At 56.1% G+C, this 19,011-nt stretch carries 19 protein-coding genes; 7 read left to right on the top strand and 12 right to left on the bottom strand.

Features of this window, described 5'->3' with window-relative positions; all coding sequences use genetic code 11:
- Nucleotides 1-35: 35 nt before the first annotated feature.
- Both dkgA and yqhD read right to left on the bottom strand, forming a co-directional pair.
- Nucleotides 36-863, bottom strand: coding sequence for a 2,5-didehydrogluconate reductase DkgA (dkgA, locus tag ACOTX4_RS01275; RefSeq protein ID WP_023314848.1), 828 nt, complete (start codon nt 861-863; stop codon nt 36-38).
- Nucleotides 864-968: 105 nt separating this feature from the next.
- Nucleotides 969-2,132 (bottom strand): alcohol dehydrogenase, encoded by a 1,164-nt coding sequence (gene yqhD, locus ACOTX4_RS01280; protein WP_045332885.1) that lies wholly within the window; start codon nt 2,130-2,132, stop codon nt 969-971.
- A 195-nt stretch (nt 2,133-2,327) separates the two neighbouring features.
- Between yqhD and ACOTX4_RS01285 the strand changes: the two genes are divergently transcribed.
- The gene (locus ACOTX4_RS01285; protein WP_003862489.1) at nt 2,328-3,227 is read left to right on the top strand and encodes an AraC family transcriptional regulator; all 900 of its coding nucleotides are present in this window, start codon (nt 2,328-2,330) and stop codon (nt 3,225-3,227) included.
- A 43-nt stretch (nt 3,228-3,270) separates the two neighbouring features.
- On the opposite strand, the gene yghB is transcribed toward ACOTX4_RS01285, so the two are convergent.
- Complete coding sequence (gene yghB, locus ACOTX4_RS01290) at nt 3,271-3,930, bottom strand: DedA family general envelope maintenance protein YghB (RefSeq protein ID WP_003862486.1); 660 nt, start codon at nt 3,928-3,930, stop codon at nt 3,271-3,273.
- A 142-nt stretch (nt 3,931-4,072) separates the two neighbouring features.
- On the bottom strand, nt 4,073-5,260 hold the full coding sequence (gene metC, locus ACOTX4_RS01295) for a cystathionine beta-lyase (RefSeq protein WP_045332883.1): 1,188 nt from the start codon (nt 5,258-5,260) through the stop codon (nt 4,073-4,075).
- A 251-nt stretch (nt 5,261-5,511) separates the two neighbouring features.
- Between metC and exbB the strand changes: the two genes are divergently transcribed.
- Both exbB and exbD read left to right on the top strand, forming a co-directional pair.
- The gene (gene exbB, locus ACOTX4_RS01300) at nt 5,512-6,243 is read left to right on the top strand and encodes a tol-pal system-associated acyl-CoA thioesterase (RefSeq protein WP_003862482.1); all 732 of its coding nucleotides are present in this window, start codon (nt 5,512-5,514) and stop codon (nt 6,241-6,243) included.
- Between the two features lie 4 nt (nt 6,244-6,247).
- Nucleotides 6,248-6,673 (top strand): TonB system transport protein ExbD, encoded by a 426-nt coding sequence (gene exbD, locus ACOTX4_RS01305; protein ID WP_045332882.1) that lies wholly within the window; start codon nt 6,248-6,250, stop codon nt 6,671-6,673.
- 80 nt (nt 6,674-6,753) lie between these two features.
- Here the strand turns inward: exbD and ACOTX4_RS01310 are convergent, their stop codons facing one another.
- Both ACOTX4_RS01310 and ACOTX4_RS01315 read right to left on the bottom strand, forming a co-directional pair.
- Nucleotides 6,754-7,179 (bottom strand): hypothetical protein, encoded by a 426-nt coding sequence (locus tag ACOTX4_RS01310; protein ID WP_003862479.1) that lies wholly within the window; start codon nt 7,177-7,179, stop codon nt 6,754-6,756.
- A 1-nt stretch (nt 7,180) separates the two neighbouring features.
- Nucleotides 7,181-7,585, bottom strand: coding sequence for a hypothetical protein (locus ACOTX4_RS01315; RefSeq protein ID WP_045332880.1), 405 nt, complete (start codon nt 7,583-7,585; stop codon nt 7,181-7,183).
- A gap of 102 nt (nt 7,586-7,687) precedes the next feature.
- Between ACOTX4_RS01315 and ACOTX4_RS01320 the strand changes: the two genes are divergently transcribed.
- Together ACOTX4_RS01320 and ACOTX4_RS01325 are read left to right on the top strand one after the other, a co-directional pair.
- Complete coding sequence (locus ACOTX4_RS01320) at nt 7,688-8,191, top strand: ESA_00282 family adhesion-associated protein (protein WP_003862475.1); 504 nt, start codon at nt 7,688-7,690, stop codon at nt 8,189-8,191.
- A 43-nt stretch (nt 8,192-8,234) separates the two neighbouring features.
- Nucleotides 8,235-8,723, top strand: a complete 489-nt coding sequence (locus ACOTX4_RS01325; RefSeq protein ID WP_003862473.1) for a TIGR00645 family protein — start codon at nt 8,235-8,237, stop codon at nt 8,721-8,723.
- A gap of 58 nt (nt 8,724-8,781) precedes the next feature.
- Here ACOTX4_RS01325 and ACOTX4_RS01330 read toward each other — a convergent pair whose 3' ends face one another.
- The gene (locus ACOTX4_RS01330) at nt 8,782-9,822 is read right to left on the bottom strand and encodes an aldo/keto reductase (protein WP_003862471.1); all 1,041 of its coding nucleotides are present in this window, start codon (nt 9,820-9,822) and stop codon (nt 8,782-8,784) included.
- 152 nt (nt 9,823-9,974) lie between these two features.
- On the opposite strand from ACOTX4_RS01330, the gene ACOTX4_RS01335 reads away from it, so the two are divergent.
- Nucleotides 9,975-11,522, top strand: a complete 1,548-nt coding sequence (locus ACOTX4_RS01335) for a methyl-accepting chemotaxis protein (RefSeq protein WP_045345602.1) — start codon at nt 9,975-9,977, stop codon at nt 11,520-11,522.
- 2 nt (nt 11,523-11,524) lie between these two features.
- Here the strand turns inward: ACOTX4_RS01335 and fucR are convergent, their stop codons facing one another.
- Nucleotides 11,525-12,274, bottom strand: a complete 750-nt coding sequence (gene fucR / locus ACOTX4_RS01340) for an L-fucose operon activator (RefSeq protein WP_023314843.1) — start codon at nt 12,272-12,274, stop codon at nt 11,525-11,527.
- 76 nt (nt 12,275-12,350) lie between these two features.
- A complete protein-coding gene (gene yghU, locus ACOTX4_RS01345) occupies nt 12,351-13,217 on the bottom strand; it encodes a glutathione-dependent disulfide-bond oxidoreductase (protein WP_003862465.1) in 867 nt (288 codons plus the stop codon).
- Nucleotides 13,218-13,400: 183 nt separating this feature from the next.
- Here yghU and gss point away from each other — a divergent pair, with 183 nt between their 5' ends.
- Nucleotides 13,401-15,263, top strand: coding sequence for a bifunctional glutathionylspermidine amidase/synthase (gss, locus tag ACOTX4_RS01350; RefSeq protein WP_003862464.1), 1,863 nt, complete (start codon nt 13,401-13,403; stop codon nt 15,261-15,263).
- A 52-nt stretch (nt 15,264-15,315) separates the two neighbouring features.
- Here the strand turns inward: gss and pgaD are convergent, their stop codons facing one another.
- The 3 genes from pgaD to pgaB are packed head-to-tail and all read right to left on the bottom strand — an operon-like array spanning nt 15,316 to nt 19,008.
- Nucleotides 15,316-15,750 carry a poly-beta-1,6-N-acetyl-D-glucosamine biosynthesis protein PgaD gene (pgaD, locus tag ACOTX4_RS01355; protein ID WP_023323741.1) on the bottom strand — a complete coding sequence of 145 codons (435 nt, stop codon included), beginning with the start codon at nt 15,748-15,750 and terminating at the stop codon, nt 15,316-15,318.
- Entirely contained in the window at nt 15,747-17,078 is a 1,332-nt protein-coding gene (gene pgaC, locus ACOTX4_RS01360; protein WP_003862462.1) for a poly-beta-1,6-N-acetyl-D-glucosamine synthase, read from the bottom strand. Before pgaC ends, pgaD begins: the two co-directional genes overlap by 4 nt.
- The gene (pgaB, locus tag ACOTX4_RS01365; RefSeq protein ID WP_045332879.1) at nt 17,071-19,008 is read right to left on the bottom strand and encodes a poly-beta-1,6-N-acetyl-D-glucosamine N-deacetylase PgaB; all 1,938 of its coding nucleotides are present in this window, start codon (nt 19,006-19,008) and stop codon (nt 17,071-17,073) included. Before pgaB ends, pgaC begins: the two co-directional genes overlap by 8 nt.
- Between the last annotated feature and the right edge of the window lie 3 nt (nt 19,009-19,011).

Genomic DNA, 19,011 nt, shown 5'->3' on the forward strand with positions numbered 1-19,011 from the left:
CCTCTCCCCTCCGGGGAGAGGGCAGGGTGAGGGGATTACCCGCCAAACTGATCCGGGTCCGGCCCAAGCCGCTTGCCCTGATCCAGCTTCGCAATTTCACCCAGCTCGTCTTTATCCAGGCGGAAATCCCAGACGTCGAAGTTCTCGGCGATACGCGATGGCGTGACCGATTTCGGGATCACCACCAGACCGCTATCCAGATGCCAGCGAATGACGATCTGCGCTGGGGTTTTACCGTACTTATCCGCCAGTTCACGGATGATTTGCTGGTCAAACACCCCTTCGCCGCCCTGGGCCAGCGGGCTCCAGGATTCAGTCTGGATCTTGTGCGTGGCGTTCCATGAATGAAGCTGGCGCTGCTGCATCAGCGGGTGCAGCTCAATCTGGTTAATCACCGGCGCGACGCCCGTTTCATCAATCAGGCGTTGCAGATGATGAACCTGGAAATTACAGACGCCGATGCTTTTTATCAGCCCCTCTTTTTGCAGTTCAATCATCCCTTTCCAGGCATCAACGTAATGGTCGATAGCCGGTACCGGCCAGTGCATGAGATAAAGATCGACGAAATCGAGCTGGAGTTTCTCCAGACTCTCCTGCAACGCTTCGCGGGGACGCTTTTGATCGTCGTTCCACAGCTTGGTAGTGATGAAAAGCTCATCCCGGGGAACGCCGGCGCTGGCAAGCGCTTTTCCCACGCCGTCCTCGTTTTTATAGGCGGCGGCGGTATCGATGGACCGATAGCCGACTTCCAGGGCTTTATGAATGGCGGAGACGACCTCGTCGTTACCGGCTTTCCATACACCTAGCCCCAGCTGGGGCATCACGTTGCCGTCCTGTAGCTTGATTACGGTTTGGTTTGCCATTTTTCCTCCTTCAGGTGCTCATCGCCGGAGGGAACCTCCGACGATGTGATGTGCATTAAGTCTGGACGAAATGTCAAAAAACGAAAGTCAGGATCCTAAAAACGCTTAGCGTGCCGCTTCGTAAATACGACGGCTGACGTCAAGGGTGATGTCGCCATGCTCGCCGATCTGCGTCATACCGTGTGCTTCCAGTTTCGCCAGCAGGGCAGGGATGGAGCTGCCGTCCAGGCCGTAGCCAGAGAGACGCGTTGGCACGCCCAGGCTTTCAAAGAAGTGACGGGTGGCTTCAATCGCGGCATCGATACGCGCATCGTCGGAACCATCGGTGATGTTCCACACGCGTTCGGCGTACTGGAGCAGTTTGGCGCGTTTAGCGTCACGTTTTTCGTTCCACAGCGCAGGCAGAACCACCGCCAGCGTCTGGGCGTGATCCAGGCCGTGCATCGCCGTCAGCTCGTGGCCGAGCATGTGGGTAGCCCAGTCCTGCGGCACGCCTGCGCCGATCAGGCCGTTCAGCGCCTGGGTGGCTGCCCACATCACGTTGGCACGCACGTCGTAGTTTTCAGGCTCTTTCAGCGCTTTCGGACCTTCTTCAATCAGCGTCAGCAGAATGCCTTCCGCGAAACGATCCTGAATTTTGGCGTTTACCGGGTAAGTAATGTACTGCTCAACCGTGTGAACAAAGGCGTCGACCACGCCGTTCGCCACCTGACGCGCAGGCAGGGTATAGGTGTAAACCGGATCGAGGATCGCGAACACGGGCTGAACGTGTTCGTTCATAAAGGCCTGCTTGTCACCGGTGGTTTTACGGGAGATGACCGCGCCTTTGTTGGACTCTGATCCGGTGGCCGGCAGCGTCAGCACGGAGCCCATCGGGATCGCACTGCTGATGTCGCTGCCGCCCGTTTCCAGAATATGCCACGGGTCGATGCCGTCAGCGTAATGGGCCGCCGCCGCGATGAATTTGGTGCCGTCCAGCACGGAACCGCCGCCCACCGCCAGCAGGAAGGTGATCTGCTCGTCGCGGGCGATTTTTACCGCGTTCATCAGCGTTTCATAAGACGGGTTAGGCTCGATACCGCCGAACTCGCGCACGTCCAGACCTTCCAGAGCGCTGTACACCTGATCCAGTACGCCGGTTTTTTTCACGCTGCCGCCGCCGTAGGTAATCAGGACGCGGGCGTCCGTCGGGATTTGCGCGCGCAGGCCAGCGATAGCGTTTTTACCAAACAGAATGCGGGTTGGGGTATGAAGATTAAAGTTGTTCATGGCTTGTTCCCTGTAGTGGGTAAAAAATCGTGGTGGCGCAGAAGGCAACCTGATGCTGCTCATTGTGGCGGGCAGGCGCTATCCTCTCAATGCACATTCCTGCCGATGTCTTGCCCATTTCTACAGCGCGCTGGAGAAACGGTAAGAAAATGCGCACACTGTCAGCGTCGGAAACCGTACCCGGAGTAACTGAAAATGAACCGTGATGCCATCTGCCGCCAGCTAACGTCGCAGATTAAAACACTGATTGATAACGGAAATGATTCGGCTGAGCTGTTGCCGGATATTCGATTGCTGTACGGTACCCAGCCCGGGACGCGCACCCCGGTGATGTATCAGCCCGGCATCGTGTTTCTCTTTTCTGGCCATAAGATTGGCTATATCAATGAGCGCGTGTTCCGTTACGACACCAATGAATATCTGCTTCTGACAGTACCTTTACCCTTCGAATGTGAAACTTTCGCGACAGAGGAGGTGCCGCTGGCCGGGATCCGCGTCAACGTCGACATCCTCCAGTTGCAGGAGCTGCTGATGGATATTGGGGAGGACGAACTTTTCCGGCCGTCGATGGCGGCAAGCGGTATCAACTCCGCGACCCTATCGGAGGAAATTCTCTGCGCGATTGAACGCCTGTTAGACGTGATGGAAAGGCCGCTGGATGCGCGTATTCTCGGAAAGCAGATTATCCGCGAAATTCTTTACCATGTGCTGCTCGGGCCGGGCGGCGGGGCGCTGCTGGCGCTGGTAAGCCGCCAGACGCACTTTAGCCTGATTAGCCGCGTGCTCAAGCGCATTGAGAGCCAGTACACGGAAAACCTCAGCGTTGACCAGCTGGCGGCGGAAGCCAATATGAGCGTCTCGGCGTTTCACCATAACTTTAAATCCGTCACCAGCACGTCGCCGTTGCAGTACCTCAAAACCTACCGTCTACATAAGGCGCGGATGCTGATGATCCACGATGGCATGAAGGCCAGCGCCGCGGCGATGCGGGTTGGGTATGAAAGCGCGTCGCAGTTTAGTCGGGAGTTTAAGCGCTACTTCGGCGTCACGCCGGGGGAAGATGCGTCGCGCATCAGAACGATGCAGGGCGCTTAGGCTTTTGATTCTCTCCCCGCGGGAAGAGAATCAGGATGGGGTATCAGGCGCTGCAATACTTCTTCTTAATCACCACCGCGATTGTGCCGACCAGGCCCGCAACCAGCAGGAAGATCGGCAGCACCATCAGGAACGTCATCACCTGGTCTTCATGGCGCTTAACAAACGGGATCATATTCAGCGCGTAGCCGAGCGTGGTGACCACGCCCACCCAGAGCAGAGCGCTCAGCCAGTTGAAGAACTGGAAGCGGCGGTTAGGGAGGCCTGAAATACCCGCCATGGTAGGCAACAGGGTGCGAACAAACGCCAGAAAACGCCCGGCAAGTAACGCCAGCAGGCCGTGGCGGTCAAACATGCAGGTGGCGCGCTGGTGATATTTATGCGGCAGCTGTGCCAGCCAGCCTTTCACCACGCGGGTGTTTCCAAGCCAGCGCCCTTGCAGGTAGCTCAGCCAACAGCCGAGACTGGCCGCAGAAGTGAGGATCACCATTGTCGGTGCGAAGTCCATCACGCCCTTGCCGATTAACGCCCCTGCGAGCAGGAGCAGGCTGTCGCCGGGTAAAAATGAGGCTGGCAGTAGTCCATTCTCCAGAAACAGCGTCGCGAACATCACGAAATAGACAATCCCGACGACATGCGGGTCCGCCAGCGCGGCAAAATCGTGTTGCCAGAGCGCCGTGATGATATTTTGAATAACAGCCATGGACTTTCCTGTGGAACAGCAGATATAACGCTATTGTACTCCCAATTTTGCCTGTCGGGGTTGATCGCAGGCGCATCTCATACAGACTTTTCTGCTTGCGGTGTTCAGAATTGCGTCCGGGGAGTACATTTCAGTCAGCACTTTACACGATGCGCTCAAATCCTGCCGATAAATCCGCAATTAAATCGTCCACATTTTCCAGCCCGATATGCAGGCGGATTAAGGTCCCTTCGAAGTCCACCTCGCCGCCCGGGCGCAGGGCCGCAATCTGCTCCGGCTGGTTGGGCAGGATCAGCGATTCAAACCCACCCCATGAATAGGCCATGCTGAAGAGGGTAAAGTTATCCAGATAGCTTGCCAGTTCGGCGTCATTCAGGCGCTTTTTAAGTACAAATGAGAACAACCCGCTGCTGCCCGTAAAGTCACGTTGCCAGTATTCATGGCCTTTGCTGCCCGGCAGCGCCGGATGGTTAACGCGCTTCACCTGCGGATGCAGCGCCAGCCACTGTGCAATTTGCAGGCTGCTTTCGTGATGCTGACGCAGACGCACGCCGAGCGTACGGATGCCCCGGCTGGTCATGTAGGCGGTATCGGCATCCACCATCTGGCCCATCAGGTAGGCGTTTTCACGCAATTGATCCCAGCAGCGGGCGTTAGATACCGCCGTACCGATCATGCCGTCGGAATGGCCAATCAGGTATTTGGTCGCCGCCTGAATGGAGATATCGATGTCAAATTCCAGGGCTTTAAACAGCACACCTGCCGCCCAGGTGTTGTCGATCATGATGATCGCTTCCGGCGCTATGCTGCGCACCGCCTTCACGATGGCCGGGACGTCATGCACTTCCATGGTGATGGAACCGGGAGATTCCAGGAACACAACGCGCGTGTTGGGCTGAATAAGCCCGGCAATACCGGCCCCAATCAGCGGATCGAACCAGCTGGTGGTGACGCCGAGCTTGCTGAGTATTTTGGTGCAGAAGTCCTGGCTTGGCTCGTAAGCGGTATTGGTCATCAGGACGTGGTCACCCTGTTCCACAAACGCCAGAATGGTATTGGCGACCGCCGCCGCGCCGCACGGGAACAGCGCGCAGCCCGCGCCGCCCTCCAGTTCGCACATGGCTTCCTGCAACGAGAAATGGGTTAACGTGCCACGACGACCGTAAAACAGCCCGCCCTTCGCGCGATTACGCGTAGCGATTTTTTTATCTTCAACGGTATCAAACACCAGCGAGGAGGCGCGCTGGATCACGCTGTTGACCGAGCCCTGCGTGTATTTCTTACTGCGTCCTGCCTGCACCAGCGTGGTCTCAAGCTGCTTTTTAGTCATGTTCGCTAACCCTATTTTTATACGTCTGGACGTCCAGACTACCACGATTGTCAGAATGTGCATCCGGATGCTTATCGAATAAGCAGAAAATATTATCAAAAATTCTCATAAGAAATTTTTACTGCGTAAGCGCAAGGAAAGTGAGCGAAAATTACGGCACTATGTAAATACTAATGAGAACTACTATCAATTCGACGACGTTTTGATATTATTACGTTCAGATTTTGTGATTTGCGTCCTGGAGATACAGAGTGGGTAATAATTTGATGCAGACGGATCTCTCCGTTTGGGGCATGTATCAACATGCTGACATCGTAGTTAAGATTGTGATGATCGGCCTGATTCTGGCGTCCGTGATCACCTGGGCTATCTTCTTCAGCAAGAGCGCCGAACTTCTTTCACAAAAACGCCGCCTCAAGCGTGAGCAGAAGCAGCTGGCGGAAGCCCGTTCTCTGGATCAGGCTTCTGATATCACCTCATCCTTCCATGCGAAAAGCCTGACTACCCTGTTAGTGAACGAAGCGCAGAACGAGCTGGAACTCTCCGCAGGCAGTGAAGATAACGAAGGCATTAAAGAGCGTACCGGCTTCCGTCTGGAGCGTCGCGTTGCGGCCGTGGGTCGTCATATGGGCCGCGGTAACGGCTACCTGGCGACTATCGGCGCTATCTCCCCGTTCGTCGGCCTGTTCGGTACCGTCTGGGGCATCATGAACAGCTTTATCGGTATCGCCCAGACGCAGACCACTAACCTTGCGGTCGTCGCGCCGGGTATCGCAGAAGCGCTGCTGGCAACGGCTATCGGTCTGGTTGCCGCTATCCCGGCGGTTGTTATCTATAACATCTTCGCGCGCATGATTGGCAGTTACAAAGCCACACTGGGTGACGTTGCCGCGCAGGTTCTGCTGCTGCAAAGCCGCGATCTGGACCTGAACGCCAGCGCCGTTAAACCGGTTCATGCGGCGTCCAAACTGCGCGTAGGTTGATTGTATGGCAATGCGTCTTAATGAAAATCTGGACGATAACGGTGAAATGCATGAGATCAACGTGACGCCGTTTATCGACGTCATGCTGGTTCTGCTGATTATCTTTATGGTTGCCGCACCGCTGGCGACGGTGGACGTGAAGGTGAATCTGCCTGCGTCCTCCAGCCAGCCGCAGCCGCGTCCGGAAAAGCCTATCTACCTGTCCGTGAAGGCCGATAAGTCCATGTTCCTGGGCAACGATCCGGTAACGGATGCCTCGGTTATTCCGGCGCTGGACCAGCTCACCGGCGGCAAGAAAGACACCACCGTCTTCTTCCGCGCGGATAAAACCGTCGATTATGAAACCATGATGAAGGTAATGGACACGCTGCATCATGCGGGCTACCTGAAGATTGGTCTGGTCGGCGAAGAGAAAGCGGCCGCGAAGTAAAACGAAGGCTCTTGCAGCCTTGCCTGCCGGGTGGCGGCGTCGCCTTACCCGGCCTGCATTCCGCAACAATCATTGTTGTCTCACTCTGAAGGCGCCGTCGGCGCCTCTTCATCAAGCGCCACACAGGTCACGTTTGATGTACGGTAATTGCCTTCCGAGAGTTTACGGGTCAGGCGCAGGGTGGCTGTCTCGCGTGCCAGCAGGTACTGATAGTTCGCCTCCAGTCGCCCGAGGATCTTCTCTTTAAGCTCAGGACGCTGTTCAATAATGGCGTTCATCACCGCGCCGTATATCTCCTCCTTGGCCTGCAAGGCGTAAATCTCCCGACGGTTCTGCCATTTCAGGCGTACCAGCGTGGCCGGAATCGAAACCAAATCCTGCGTAATTCGCGTCATCTCGTCATTTTTTATCTTTTTCAGGGCGTCGAGATTCTGCTTTAAGATAAATTCATCGCTTTTTTTATCATCTAAAGTCAAATAAACGTTATTACCGCTATCATCATTCACGTTAATCTTCCCCCAGGTTATAAAAGATGGGATTGTTTTTTTCACGCGTAATTAAATTAAGCCAAATTTCATTGCCGGCTTCATTTATTTGCTGCGTTTTCCCGACCATTATTTGACTTAGCGTCTGGGCGTCTATTTCCCCTTCGGCCTGTAAATCATTCAGCAGATGAACTAAGGCTTCAATCTTGATCGCGCGAAATAAACGCTCTTTTAAATGGCGATCGTGCTCTTCCAGCACCATATTACGGGATTTGCCGGTGCGTGAAACACCAATTAATATGTCGGCTTCATAGTCGGAGAGTTTTCTTTTTCCTTGAGTGAAATTCGCCTCTTTATCTGCTTCCGTCGAAGGCTGTTCCACAGGCGTAATGTGGTACTTTGCCGGGACAAGATTGTCGGGCAGCATTTTAATTTCCTTTAATTTCAAAAAGGTGGAGTTGGAAAAAGGGTGAGATTCGTTGACAATATCATGAGGCAATTTTAAAATCAAAAAAAATGGAGCCTACCCATGAACAGCATTTTCTTCACGGTCATAACGTTACTATTACTGACCGCTGGCGTGCTTTTATTGATGCAAGAGTTCAATAAAACGAAAGTGTCAAAAGACGTCAGTGAACCGCCGCAGCCTGAATTGATGTCGAAAGAGGAGGGGGAAGATCATTTCTCCGTATTGATGAACGCCGTGACGCCGGTCTGGTACTGGCGAGTAAATCACGAATATATCGATTTCCTCCATGCGACAATTAAGCGAATGAAAATGGCCGAAATTAATGATACGCCCGGCCTGTTCGACGCGCAGCGCCGCTGTAGCGACCTTAATTCGGCGGTTTATAAATATTACGACAATATCAAAAAGCGCTGTCTGAATGGCGAGAAGGTGTCGTACTCCGATTTAGATGTATTAAATCTGCGCCAGTGTTTTCGCGAGTTTAGCCTGGAAGCCTACCCGGAACTGGTCGCGCTGGTCTGGCCGGAGTATGCGCGTCCGGATGTAGATCCCAACGAGGTATAGTTGAGATATACTCAGCGCTGGTTTCGTTTGCAGACAGGATTTTATGGAACGCTTCTTTGAAAACGCAATGTATGCCTCTCGCTGGCTGCTCGCACCCGTCTATTTTGGTCTCTCCCTGGCGCTGGTCGCCCTGACGATTAAGTTCTTTCAGGAGATATTCCACGTCCTGCCAAACATTTTCTCCGTGGCAGAAGCCGATTTGATTCTGGTTCTACTGTCGCTGGTAGATATGACGTTGGTGGGAGGATTACTGGTGATGGTGATGTTCTCCGGTTATGAGAATTTCGTCTCTCAGCTTGATATCGCCGAGCACAAAGAAAAGCTCAGCTGGCTGGGGAAAATGGACGCCTCATCGCTGAAGAATAAAGTCGCGGCGTCGATTGTTGCAATTTCGTCTATTCACCTGTTACGCGTCTTTATGGACGCGAAAAACGTCCCGGATAATAAGCTGATGTGGTATGTGATTATCCACCTGACGTTTGTGCTGTCGGCGTTTGTGATGGGGTATCTGGATAAGATCAGTAAGAAATAAATTCACCACGCCCCCTCTCCCTGTGGGAGAGGGGGCGTGGTAAGGGCAGCAGGCCGCACTATTTATCCGACGACGCCTGCCACAAATTCAGCTCACCATCCGCAACGTGCTGGTCAATCCGCATCAGTTCATCTTCGCTAAAGCGCAGGTTATTCAGCGCCTGAACGTTCTCTTCCAGCTGCTCCGGGCGGCTCGCGCCAATCAGTACCGACGTTACACGCTCATCTTTCAACAACCAGCTTAGCGCCATCTGCGCCATCGTCTGCCCGCGCGCGTGCGCCATCTCGTTCAGCAGACGAAGGCTGCTCAGGTTGGCTTCCGTCAGCATTTTCTCCGTCAGGCCGCGCACTTTTTTCCCTTCGCGCTGCATACGTGAACCGTCCGGAATGCCGTTCAGGTATTTTCCGGTGAGCAGGCCCTGTGCCAGCGGGGTAAAGGCGATACAGCCCGTTCCGTTTTTCTCCAGCGCGTCCAGCAGGCCGGTCTTGTCGACCCAGCGGTTAAGCAGGTTGTAAGACGGCTGGTGGATCAAAAGCGGGATCTTCCACTCGCGCAGCAATTCGGTCATCGCCGCCGTGCGTTCCGTGGAGTAAGACGAAATGCCGACATACAGCGCTTTTCCGCTCTGCACCGCGTGTGCCAGCGCAGCGGCGGTCTCTTCCATCGGCGTGTTTTCGTCTACGCGGTGAGAATAGAAAATATCCACATACTCCACACCCATGCGGTTCAGGCTCTGGTCGAGGCTGGCGAGCAGGTACTTACGTGAACCGCCCGAACCATACGGTCCTGGCCACATGTCGTAGCCCGCTTTGGTGGAGATGATCAGCTCGTCACGATACCCGGCAAAATCCTCCCGCAGCAGACGGCCAAAATTCTCTTCAGCGCTGCCCGGAGGGGGGCCGTAGTTGTTGGCAAGATCAAAGTGGGTAATGCCGAGATCGAAGGCCTTACGCAGCAGCGCGCGCTGGGAATCGAGCGGCTGAACGTGACCGAAGCTGTGCCACAGGCCCAGCGACAGTGCCGGTAAGCGCAGGCCGCTTTTGCCGCAGTATCGGTACTGCATGTTTTCGTATCGGCCGGTGTAAGGGTGCCAGGACATGATGTCTCCTTTCTTGTCGGTGAATTTTCGAAACAACGTTTTCATTCTATGCCGACTCGATAACGAAAAAAGTATATTTTCTACAGTATCTGCCGATAACGAGGGGAGTACTCGCCTCTGGGCGAATTCACCCTCACGGCAAGGAATACTCAATAAAGATGCTTCGTAATTTCACCATCCGTTTCGTCATGCTGACGATACTGGGGATCTTTTGTGTCATGTGGGCAGGCGTGGGGCTTTACAGCACCTGGTCTCTGTCTCGTGTTTCTGATGGTAATGACGTTGACCGCCTGCTGGTCCGGCAAATGACGGTGCTGAGCCAGGGCAACGATCAGTATTTCCGTTTCGTCACCCGCCTGAGCCGGGCAATGGAAGTTAAAGCGGCGGGCGGCACGCCGGACCTGGCTCCTGCTCAGCAGGCGCTGGATAACATGAGTAAAAAGCTGGCAGAGATGAAAGCTATCTCCCCGGGCCCGATGGATGAAAAGGTGTCTGCGCAGGTGATTTCCACCTGGCAGGCGCTGCTCGATCAGGGCGTTACACCGCAGATGGCGCAGGCGAAGCAGGCGACGCTCGAAGGCTATCGTCAGCATGCCAACAACGTCACGCCGCCGCTAAGCCGTGCATTCGGGTCAGCGGCTGAGAACTTTAACAATACCGCGGCGAAGGCGCTCGACAGCACGCGCGTGGTGGTCGACGGCCTCACCAGCATGACCCGGACGGTAATTATCACCGCCACGATCGTGGGTCTGCTGATCCTGCTGTTCACCGACCGCTACCTGGTGGCGATACTGGTAAAACCGCTGGATCGTATCCGTCAGCAGTTCCGCCAGATTGCGCAGGGCGACCTCAGCCAGCCGATTGAATCTTTGGGCCGCAACTGCGTGGGGCAACTGGTACCGCTGCTGAGTGCAATGCAGGACAGCCTGCGGGAGGCGGTCAGCACGATTCGTTCCGGCAGCGAGAATATCTGGCGCGGGGCAACGGAGATCTCCAGCGGGAATAACGATCTTTCTTCGCGTACCGAAGAGCAGGCCGCCGCGCTGGAAGAGACCGCGGCCAGCATGGAGCAGCTTACCGCAACGGTGAAGCTGAATGCCGAAAGCGCGCGCCAGGCCAGCCAGCTTGCGGATGTCGCCTCCAGCACGGCCAGCCGCGGCGGGTCGCTGGTGGAAGATGTGGTTACGACCATGAGCGGCATTTCGGACAGCTCGAAAAAAATCGCTGAAATCACCACCGTTATCAACAGCATCGCTTTCCAGACTAATATTCTGGCGCTGAACGCCGCGGTGGAAGCCGCCCGGGCCGGGGAGCAGGGGCGAGGCTTTGCGGTCGTGGCGGGTGAGGTACGTAATCTGGCCAGCCGCAGCGCGAATGCGGCCAAAGAGATCGAAGGGCTGATTGCGGATTCCGTTGCCCGCGTGGAGCAGGGGGCGCAGCTGGTGAACGATACCGGCACCACGATGGAAGCAATCCTGCGCGACGTGACGGAAGTGACCGTCATTATGAAGCAGATCGCCACCGCGTCAGAGGAGCAGAGCAAAGGAATTTCTCAGGTGGGCGTTGCCATCACGCAGATGGACGGCGTGACCCAGCAGAACGCCTCGCTGGTGGAGCAGGTTTCCGCCGCCGCCGCCGCACTGGAACGGCAGACCGAAGAACTCCAGCGCTCAGTGCAGAAATTCCGTCTCACCGCGTAACCTCATCGTGTCAGGCCGTCTCTGGCGGCCTGACGTTTATCGCTCTGAATAATCTGTGTCACCTGCGACAGCTGACCAATTTTCACTTCGCTTGCCCGCATAAATTTACTTTTGTCGATCAGTAGCAGCGACTGGCTGGCGCGGTTTAACAGCAGCGCCTTAAAGCCCGCGTTGTGCTCGGACGGATCCCAGAGAACGCCATGCTCATCGACCCCTTCACACGAGAAGATAAACAGATCGATCTCCAGCCCTTTTAGCTGCGTCACCAGCGCCGGATTAACATAGCAGCGATACTTACGCTCAAGCGTTCCGCCGGAGCAGATAAGCGTGATCCGCTCGCGCTTTGCCATCTCGTGGCAGACAGGCAGGCTGTTGGTAAATACGGTGAGGTCGATGTCCGGCAACTGGCGCGCCAGATGAAAGCAGGTTGAGCTGGCGTCGAGGGCGATGGTCATCCCTTCGCTGATCCAGCCCAGCGCGTGGCGGGCAATATCGGCTTTGTCGGCATAATGGCTTTTCAGGCGTGCGCCAAAGGGTTCACCGCTGTCGCGGCTGTCCGGGTGAATCAGACGCGCGCGCCCGTGCTGGCGCAGAAGCTTCCCCTGCTGCTGCAACGACTTCAGATCCCGGCGGATCGTCTCTTTGCTGACGGAGAGCTTTTCAGCCAGCACCTCGGTAGTCAGCCAGTCGCTTTGACTCAGCAGGGTGATAAGGCTCTGCTGTCGGGTCGCTTTTAGCGTCTGGTCTGACATACGAGGCTCCTTGCGCACGCGTGCTGACGCATTTTTCTCATCGCGGAAGAAGGGCGGCGAACCGCCCGGTCAAGGATCAACCCTGACGTTTATCTTCCGTCTGGGTATCGAAGTCGCTTGCTGAATGACGCTCATGCAACTGCTCGTTCAGCTCGCCGTTGGTACGGTTAACAATGCGCCCGCGTTTCACGGCCGGACGATTCGCCACATCTTTTGCCCAGCGCTGCACGTTGGTGTACTTCCCGGCATCCAGGAACTCGGCGGCGTTATAGACGCTGCCCAGCGCCACGCAGCCAAACCATGGCCAGACCGCCATATCCGCAATGGTATATTCCTCACCCGCTACGTAACGACCGCGCGCCAGCTGTTTGTCCAGCACGTCGAACAGGCGTTTAGCTTCCATGGTGAAGCGATCGATAGCGTACTCAATCTTCACTGGCGCGTAGTTATAGAAGTGGCCAAAACCGCCGCCGAGGAACGGGGCCGCGCCCTGTAACCAGAACAGCCAGTTCAGGGTTTCCGTTCGTCCTGCCGGATCTTTTGGCAGGAAGTGACCAAATTTCTCGGCCAGATAGAGCAGGATATTGCCGGATTCAAAGACGCGCGTCGGCGGGGTGGTGGAGTGGTCACGCAGGGCCGGGATCTTCGAGTTCGGGTTCACGTCGACAAAACCGCTGGAGAACTGATCGCCCTCGCCAATGCGGATCAACCATGCGTCGTATTCCGCGCCCGTCACGCCCAGCGCCAGCAGCTCTTCCAGCATGATGGTAACTTTCTGTCCATTCGGCGTACCGAGTGAGTACAGCTGGAGCGGGTGCGCGCCCACAGGTAGCTCTTTCTCGTGCGTCGCGCCCGAGACGGGACGGTTGATATTGGCGAACGCGCCGCCGTTATTCTGTTTCCATTCCCACACTTTCGGTGGCTGATAGGTGTTATCTGACATGTTGGCCTGCCTCTTTGGTGTTGTGTTGAGGCAGTGTAGCAGGAGATGCAGGAACCGTTTAACGATGCGAGCGTAATGGGCAGGGCGGGTGTATGATAACGCCACCTCTGTCAGTTAATTACAACGTGCAGACGACGACAACCCCACAAAAAAATTGCCGCCTGCCTGTTTTAGGTTGGACACATGCGTAAAGGAACGTTAAGCAGTGACGCCCCCTTCGGGACGTTATTAGGTTATGCGCCGGGTGGCGTGGCGATTTACTCTTCAAATTACGGCAGTCTCGATCCGCGTCACTACCCGGAAGATGCGGAATTCCGCAGCTATATCGGCAACGAGTACATGGGCCATAAATGGCAGTGCGTTGAGTTTGCGCGCCGTTTCCTGTTTCTCAATCACGGGTTTGTCTTTACCGACGTCGGGATGGCGTGGGAGATCTTCTCCCTGCGTTTTTTGCGCCAGGTGGTAAACGACAATATTCTGCCGCTACAGGCCTTTGCCAATGGCTCAAAACGTGCGCCGCAGGCCGGTGCGCTGCTCATCTGGCAAAAGGGCGGTGAGTTTCATGAGACCGGCCACGTCGCCGTCATTACCCAACTGCTGGATGACAGAGTACGCATTGCCGAGCAGAACGTTATTCACTCCCCGCTGCCGATGGGGCAGCAGTGGACGCGCGAGCTGCGTCTGAGCGTGGAGGACGGTTGCTATACGCTTCATGACACGTTCAACGATACCGAGATCCTCGGCTGGATGATCCAGACGGAGGAGACGGAACACAGTATTCCTCAGCCGGAGATCGACGGTGAACTGCTGAAAATCAGCGGCGCGCGGTTGAAGAACAACCGCCAGTTCGACGGGAAATGGCTCAATGAAAACGACGCCCTGCAACAGGCGTACGTTCGCGCCAACGGCCACGTTATCAACAACGATCCCTGCCAGTACTTCACCATTACCGAAAGCGCCGAGCAGGAGCTGATCAAAGCCACCAACGAACTGCACCTGATGTACCTTCATGCCACCGACAAGGTGCTGAAAGACGACAGCTTACTCGCGCTTTTCGACATCCCAAAAATCCTCTGGCCGCGTCTGCGCCTCTCCTGGCAGTGGCGTCGTCACCATATGATCACCGGTCGTATGGATTTCTGCATGGATGAGCGCGGCATTAAGGTTTACGAGTACAACGCGGATTCCGCCTCCTGCCATACCGAGGGCGGGCTGATTCTTGAAGAGTGGGTGAAAAACGGCTATCGCGGCACCGGCCACAATCCGGCGGAAGGCTTGCTGGAGGAGCTGACCGGCGCATGGAAGCACAGCCACGCGCGGCCGTTCGTCCATATCATGCAGGACAACGATATTGAAGAGGATTACCACGCGCTCTTTATTCAGCGCTCGCTGATCCAGGCCGGGTTTGAAACCAAAATCCTGCATGGACTGGGCGCGCTGAGCTGGGATGCCGCCGGGCAACTGATTGATGATGAAGGCCGTCACGTTAACTGCGTATGGAAAACCTGGGCATGGGAAACGGCGATTGAGCAGATCCGCGAGGTGAGCGAAACCGAGTACGCCGCCGTGCCTATCCGCACCGGTCACCCGCAAGGTGAAGTGCGCCTGATTGATGTCCTGCTGCGTCCGGAAGTGCTGGTCTTTGAACCGCTGTGGACGGTGATCCCAGGTAACAAGGCGATCCTGCCGGTGCTGTGGCAGCTCTTCCCGAACCACCGTTACCTGCTGGATACCGATTTTGAGGTCAACGATCTGCTCAAACGGACCGGTTATGCCGTTAAACCGATCGCCGGACGCTGCGGGAGCAATATCGATCTGATCGGCGCCCAGGACGAACTGCTGGACCAGTCCAGCGGCAAGTTTGTTGACCGCAAGAATATCTACCAGCAGCTATGGTGCCTGCCGAAGGTTGACGGCAGATACATTCAGGTCTGCACCTTTACCGTGGGCGGGAACTATGGCGGAACCTGTCTGCGTGGGGATAACTCGCTGGTGGTGAAGAAAGAGAGCGATATTGAACCGCTGATTGTGGTGAAGGATAACTAATTCATACCCGCGAAAAAAAAGCCCCCGCCGGATAACCTGCGGGGGCTTTTTCTTACTCTTCTTTCTCGTCCTGCTGCTCGCTGATCTTCAAATCAATGATCCGGCCAATCTGGTCATGGTAAACCGTCAGCAGGTTGTACTGGCTCATCTCGGACATAATTTGCGGCGTGACGTTAAAACTTTGGGCAAGCTCGTCATGGCGCAACATTTCCGGATGACGCCGCCTCACATGCGCGCGGCGGCGATTGTACTGATACCACAGGATCAGCAGCCAGCCGTTGAACGCGGCAATCAGCAGATAAACCAGCACTGTATTAAACGAGGCGATAATTACGTTCCAGCGGTGATCGCCCTCCTCGGTTAACTGCATCCACAGCCTGGCGTACAGGAAAAACAGGAATCCTCCCCAGGCTATCAGCGTTAATGCAGCATCGAAAAGACGCGGTGCCAGCCGATGTTCAGTCAAAATTAACGTACTCTCGTTCATTGAATGCTCCCTTTACCCCGGTCCGGACTGATCCAGCGCGCGCGGGCGCGTTTACGTTTAAGCATGACTTTCGGAAATGCCACGAGGGTGGTAAACAGGCCAATCATCCAGTACACCATCGGGAACCAGATTACCCAGAACAGCGAGCCTGCCACATTCCGCTCGTAGCGCCGCTCGATATACAAACTGACGAGGAATTGCAGCAGGCACATTACGCCCAGCAGCAGCCCGGTAAACGCCGGGGGAAACAGGCTCGCAACGGCCAGGTTCGCGGGAAGAGGGATAATATGGCTGAGAATGAACAACACCACGGTCGCCCCATAGGCAAATGCCCACAGCGTTGATAGGGCGTACTCGAGAAACAGGGGCCACATGCGATGATGCTCCCAGCGGGCCATCTTGCGCAGGTTAACCAGAAACACCTCTGCACCCCCCTGCGCCCAGCGCAGACGCTGTTTCCACAGTCCCTTTAGCGTCTCCGGCATCAGGATCCAGCACAGTGCCCGCGGCTCGAAAAAGATATCCCAGTGGCGAAGCTGAAGCTTCCAGCTTATGTCGATATCCTCTGTGATCATATCCGGACTCCAGTACCCGACATCCGCCAGCGCCTGTCGGCGAAAGGCGGCGATGACGCCGGAGACGGTAAAGACCCGGCCATAGATCCGCTGCGTTCGCTTGATGAGGCCAATAATGGAAGAAAACTCGCCCACCTGAATACGACCAATCAGCGTTGAGCGCGTGCGAATACGCGGATTTCCGGTGACGGCCCCAACGTGGGGATACTGAATCAGCGGTGCCACCAGATACGCCGCGGTGTCGCGGTCGAGCAGGGCGTCGCCGTCAATGCAGACCAACAGATCGCCCCGGGCCGCCGCAGCGCCGGCCTTGAGCGCCACGGCTTTCCCCTGGTTCTCCGCGAGATTAATCACCCGCAGGCGCGGCTGCTCCCGCGCCAGCTGTTGCAGTACCTCCGCCGTGTTATCAGAAGAACCGTCGTTGATGGCGATAACTTCTACATTCCAGTACCGCTGATCCAGCGCGGCGCTAATGGTCTCCCGTGCGTTGCGTTCCTCATTGAAGCAGGGAATAAGAATCGAGATTAACGGCTCACCGGCTAAGGCGGGGGCGGGTGTTGCGTTATCCCACGACCAGTGCCGTTCAAGCTGAAACCAGAAATAGAGGCCGCCGGTTACCCAGAGCACGGACATAAACAGCGGCCAGAAAAAGACAAAGTCCAGAATCAGTTCGCCAGTAAACAGCGCGGCTACGCCTAACGGCAACCCGAATACCAGACACAAAATAGAGAAGGCGATAATGCGATCAGTCATTGTCAGGGTACCAGTACGAAGAAAATTCAGGCCTGATACGCGAAATATCAGGTTGGTTGTTGAGGAAGTCGTCGGGGTAATAACCGTAATTTTTGATGCCGTTCAGCTGGAGCACCCGCATCCACTCCACCAGACGTTCATCGGCTACGGCACGCTGCGGTTTCTGCGCCCAGTCCCTGGCCTGTAGCTCAAAAATCGTTTTATTCAGCGCGCCGGGGCGTGCGGCGACGGCTTTGACTAAACGCGTCAGCCAGGCATTGCTCTCTTCTGCCGGGACGGACTCCATCAGCGGCATTGCCATCGGCACCGTCCAGTCGTAGGCCGCCAGAAAATCATCCAGATTTTGCGCAAACCATGCCTCGCTTTCCGGCTCAAGAATGGGTAACGCGAACATGTTCCGCGCGGTTTTGATCTGCGGGCCACGGATGTTTTTCACCGCCTGGCTCAGGGTGCGGGTAAAGCCGATAAGCCGCTGGCTCTTCTGCCGGGTCGTATCCTGTCCTGCATCGTCAACGTCCGTCAGCACTGCGTCGTCATGGAACAAGATCCCGTTGAAGCTGGCATAGCGGGCCAGATCTTCATAGATCTCCGTCACCTGCTGGCGAACCTGCGGACTCCAGGGGGAGAGCCGGATATAGGGCTCGGCGGCCACGGTCAACTCTCCCGTTTGACGCTCACGGCGCTGCACGCGCGGCAAGGCTGGACTGAGATCGAAAGAGAGAACCGGCATCCACGCGAAGACTTTCACTCCCGCGCGGGTTTGTAGCTGCCAGGCGACAAAATTAAAGAGATCGGCCCGGACCGGAAGACGACGGTTGGGGAAATAGAGCGCGCTGATCCTGCCGTCGCCCCGCGGATCCGAAAACGCCTGGAGAAACACATGGCTGATTTTCATGTCGTAGACCCGCTGGACGAGTTTGTTGATGTTTTTCGTCTGCTGGGCCGGATCGGGATCGTAGACGTAATCGAGATCAACATGCATGACGCGCACCGGTTCAAACTCCTGAACGCGGCTAACCGTGTTGGCAAAGGTTTTTATCGACGGATTTCCGGCAATCAGCAGGCGCGGGATGTTGCCGAGGTCGCGCACGTTTGCCAGCCCGTCCTCCAGGGTGAAGGCCAGCTGATAGCCCTGTTTCTGGGCGATAGCGAGCGATGTACCGTTAGCAGCCCCATAGGGCCACACCCAGGCACGCGGCGCTTTTCCCGTCACCTGGGTGATTTTATCGGTGACTTTCCGTACGTCTGCGGCGATCCGCTGATTGAAGTGTTCATCGGTTTCGTAATGCCCCGTCGCGTTATCAAAAAAACGGTTAGCGATGGCGGGTTCACGGCTTCCCTGCGGGTTGGCCGGAATGCCGTAATGCGAGGCCCAGGTATGCGAGCCAATCTCAATCAGCGGGGACTGGCTGAGCTCGCGAACCATATCCCAGGTGGCAAAGCGATCGCGGGGCGTCATCAGACCGCCGAAGTTAACTTTTTGATTTGCCGGCGTATCCACCCAGCTGCCCACCGGTGCCCACAGCGCAGGAACGTTCCAGGCCTGAAGCAGGGGCCAGACCCGGGTGTAAAAACTGCTATAACCGTCGTCGAAGCTGAGCAAAACGGCTTTCGGCGGCAGCGCTTTTTTTCCTTCATGCGCATCCAGAATGTCCTGCACGCTAACGGCGTGATAGCCGTTGTGCAAAAGCCAGCTTATCTGCTCGTTTAACGCGCTGGTGCGAACGGAGAGGTAGCGCTGATCGGCGGCATCATCTTCGACGTCGTGGTAGGCCAGGACCAAAAACTGATTCTCCGGCCAGGGTTTGCTGGCCTCCAGCTGCGGCCTCTCTTCAGGGGCCATAAAGGAGAGCGGCTGCGCGCAGAGGCTCGCGCTGAGGCAGAGCCAGCCGATGACAATCAGGCTTACAGAAAAACGTGTGTTCAGCATATT

This window comes from Enterobacter cloacae complex sp. IR5459, assembly GCF_049238005.1.
GTDB classification, from domain to species: Bacteria; Pseudomonadota; Gammaproteobacteria; order Enterobacterales; family Enterobacteriaceae; genus Enterobacter; species Enterobacter hormaechei_C.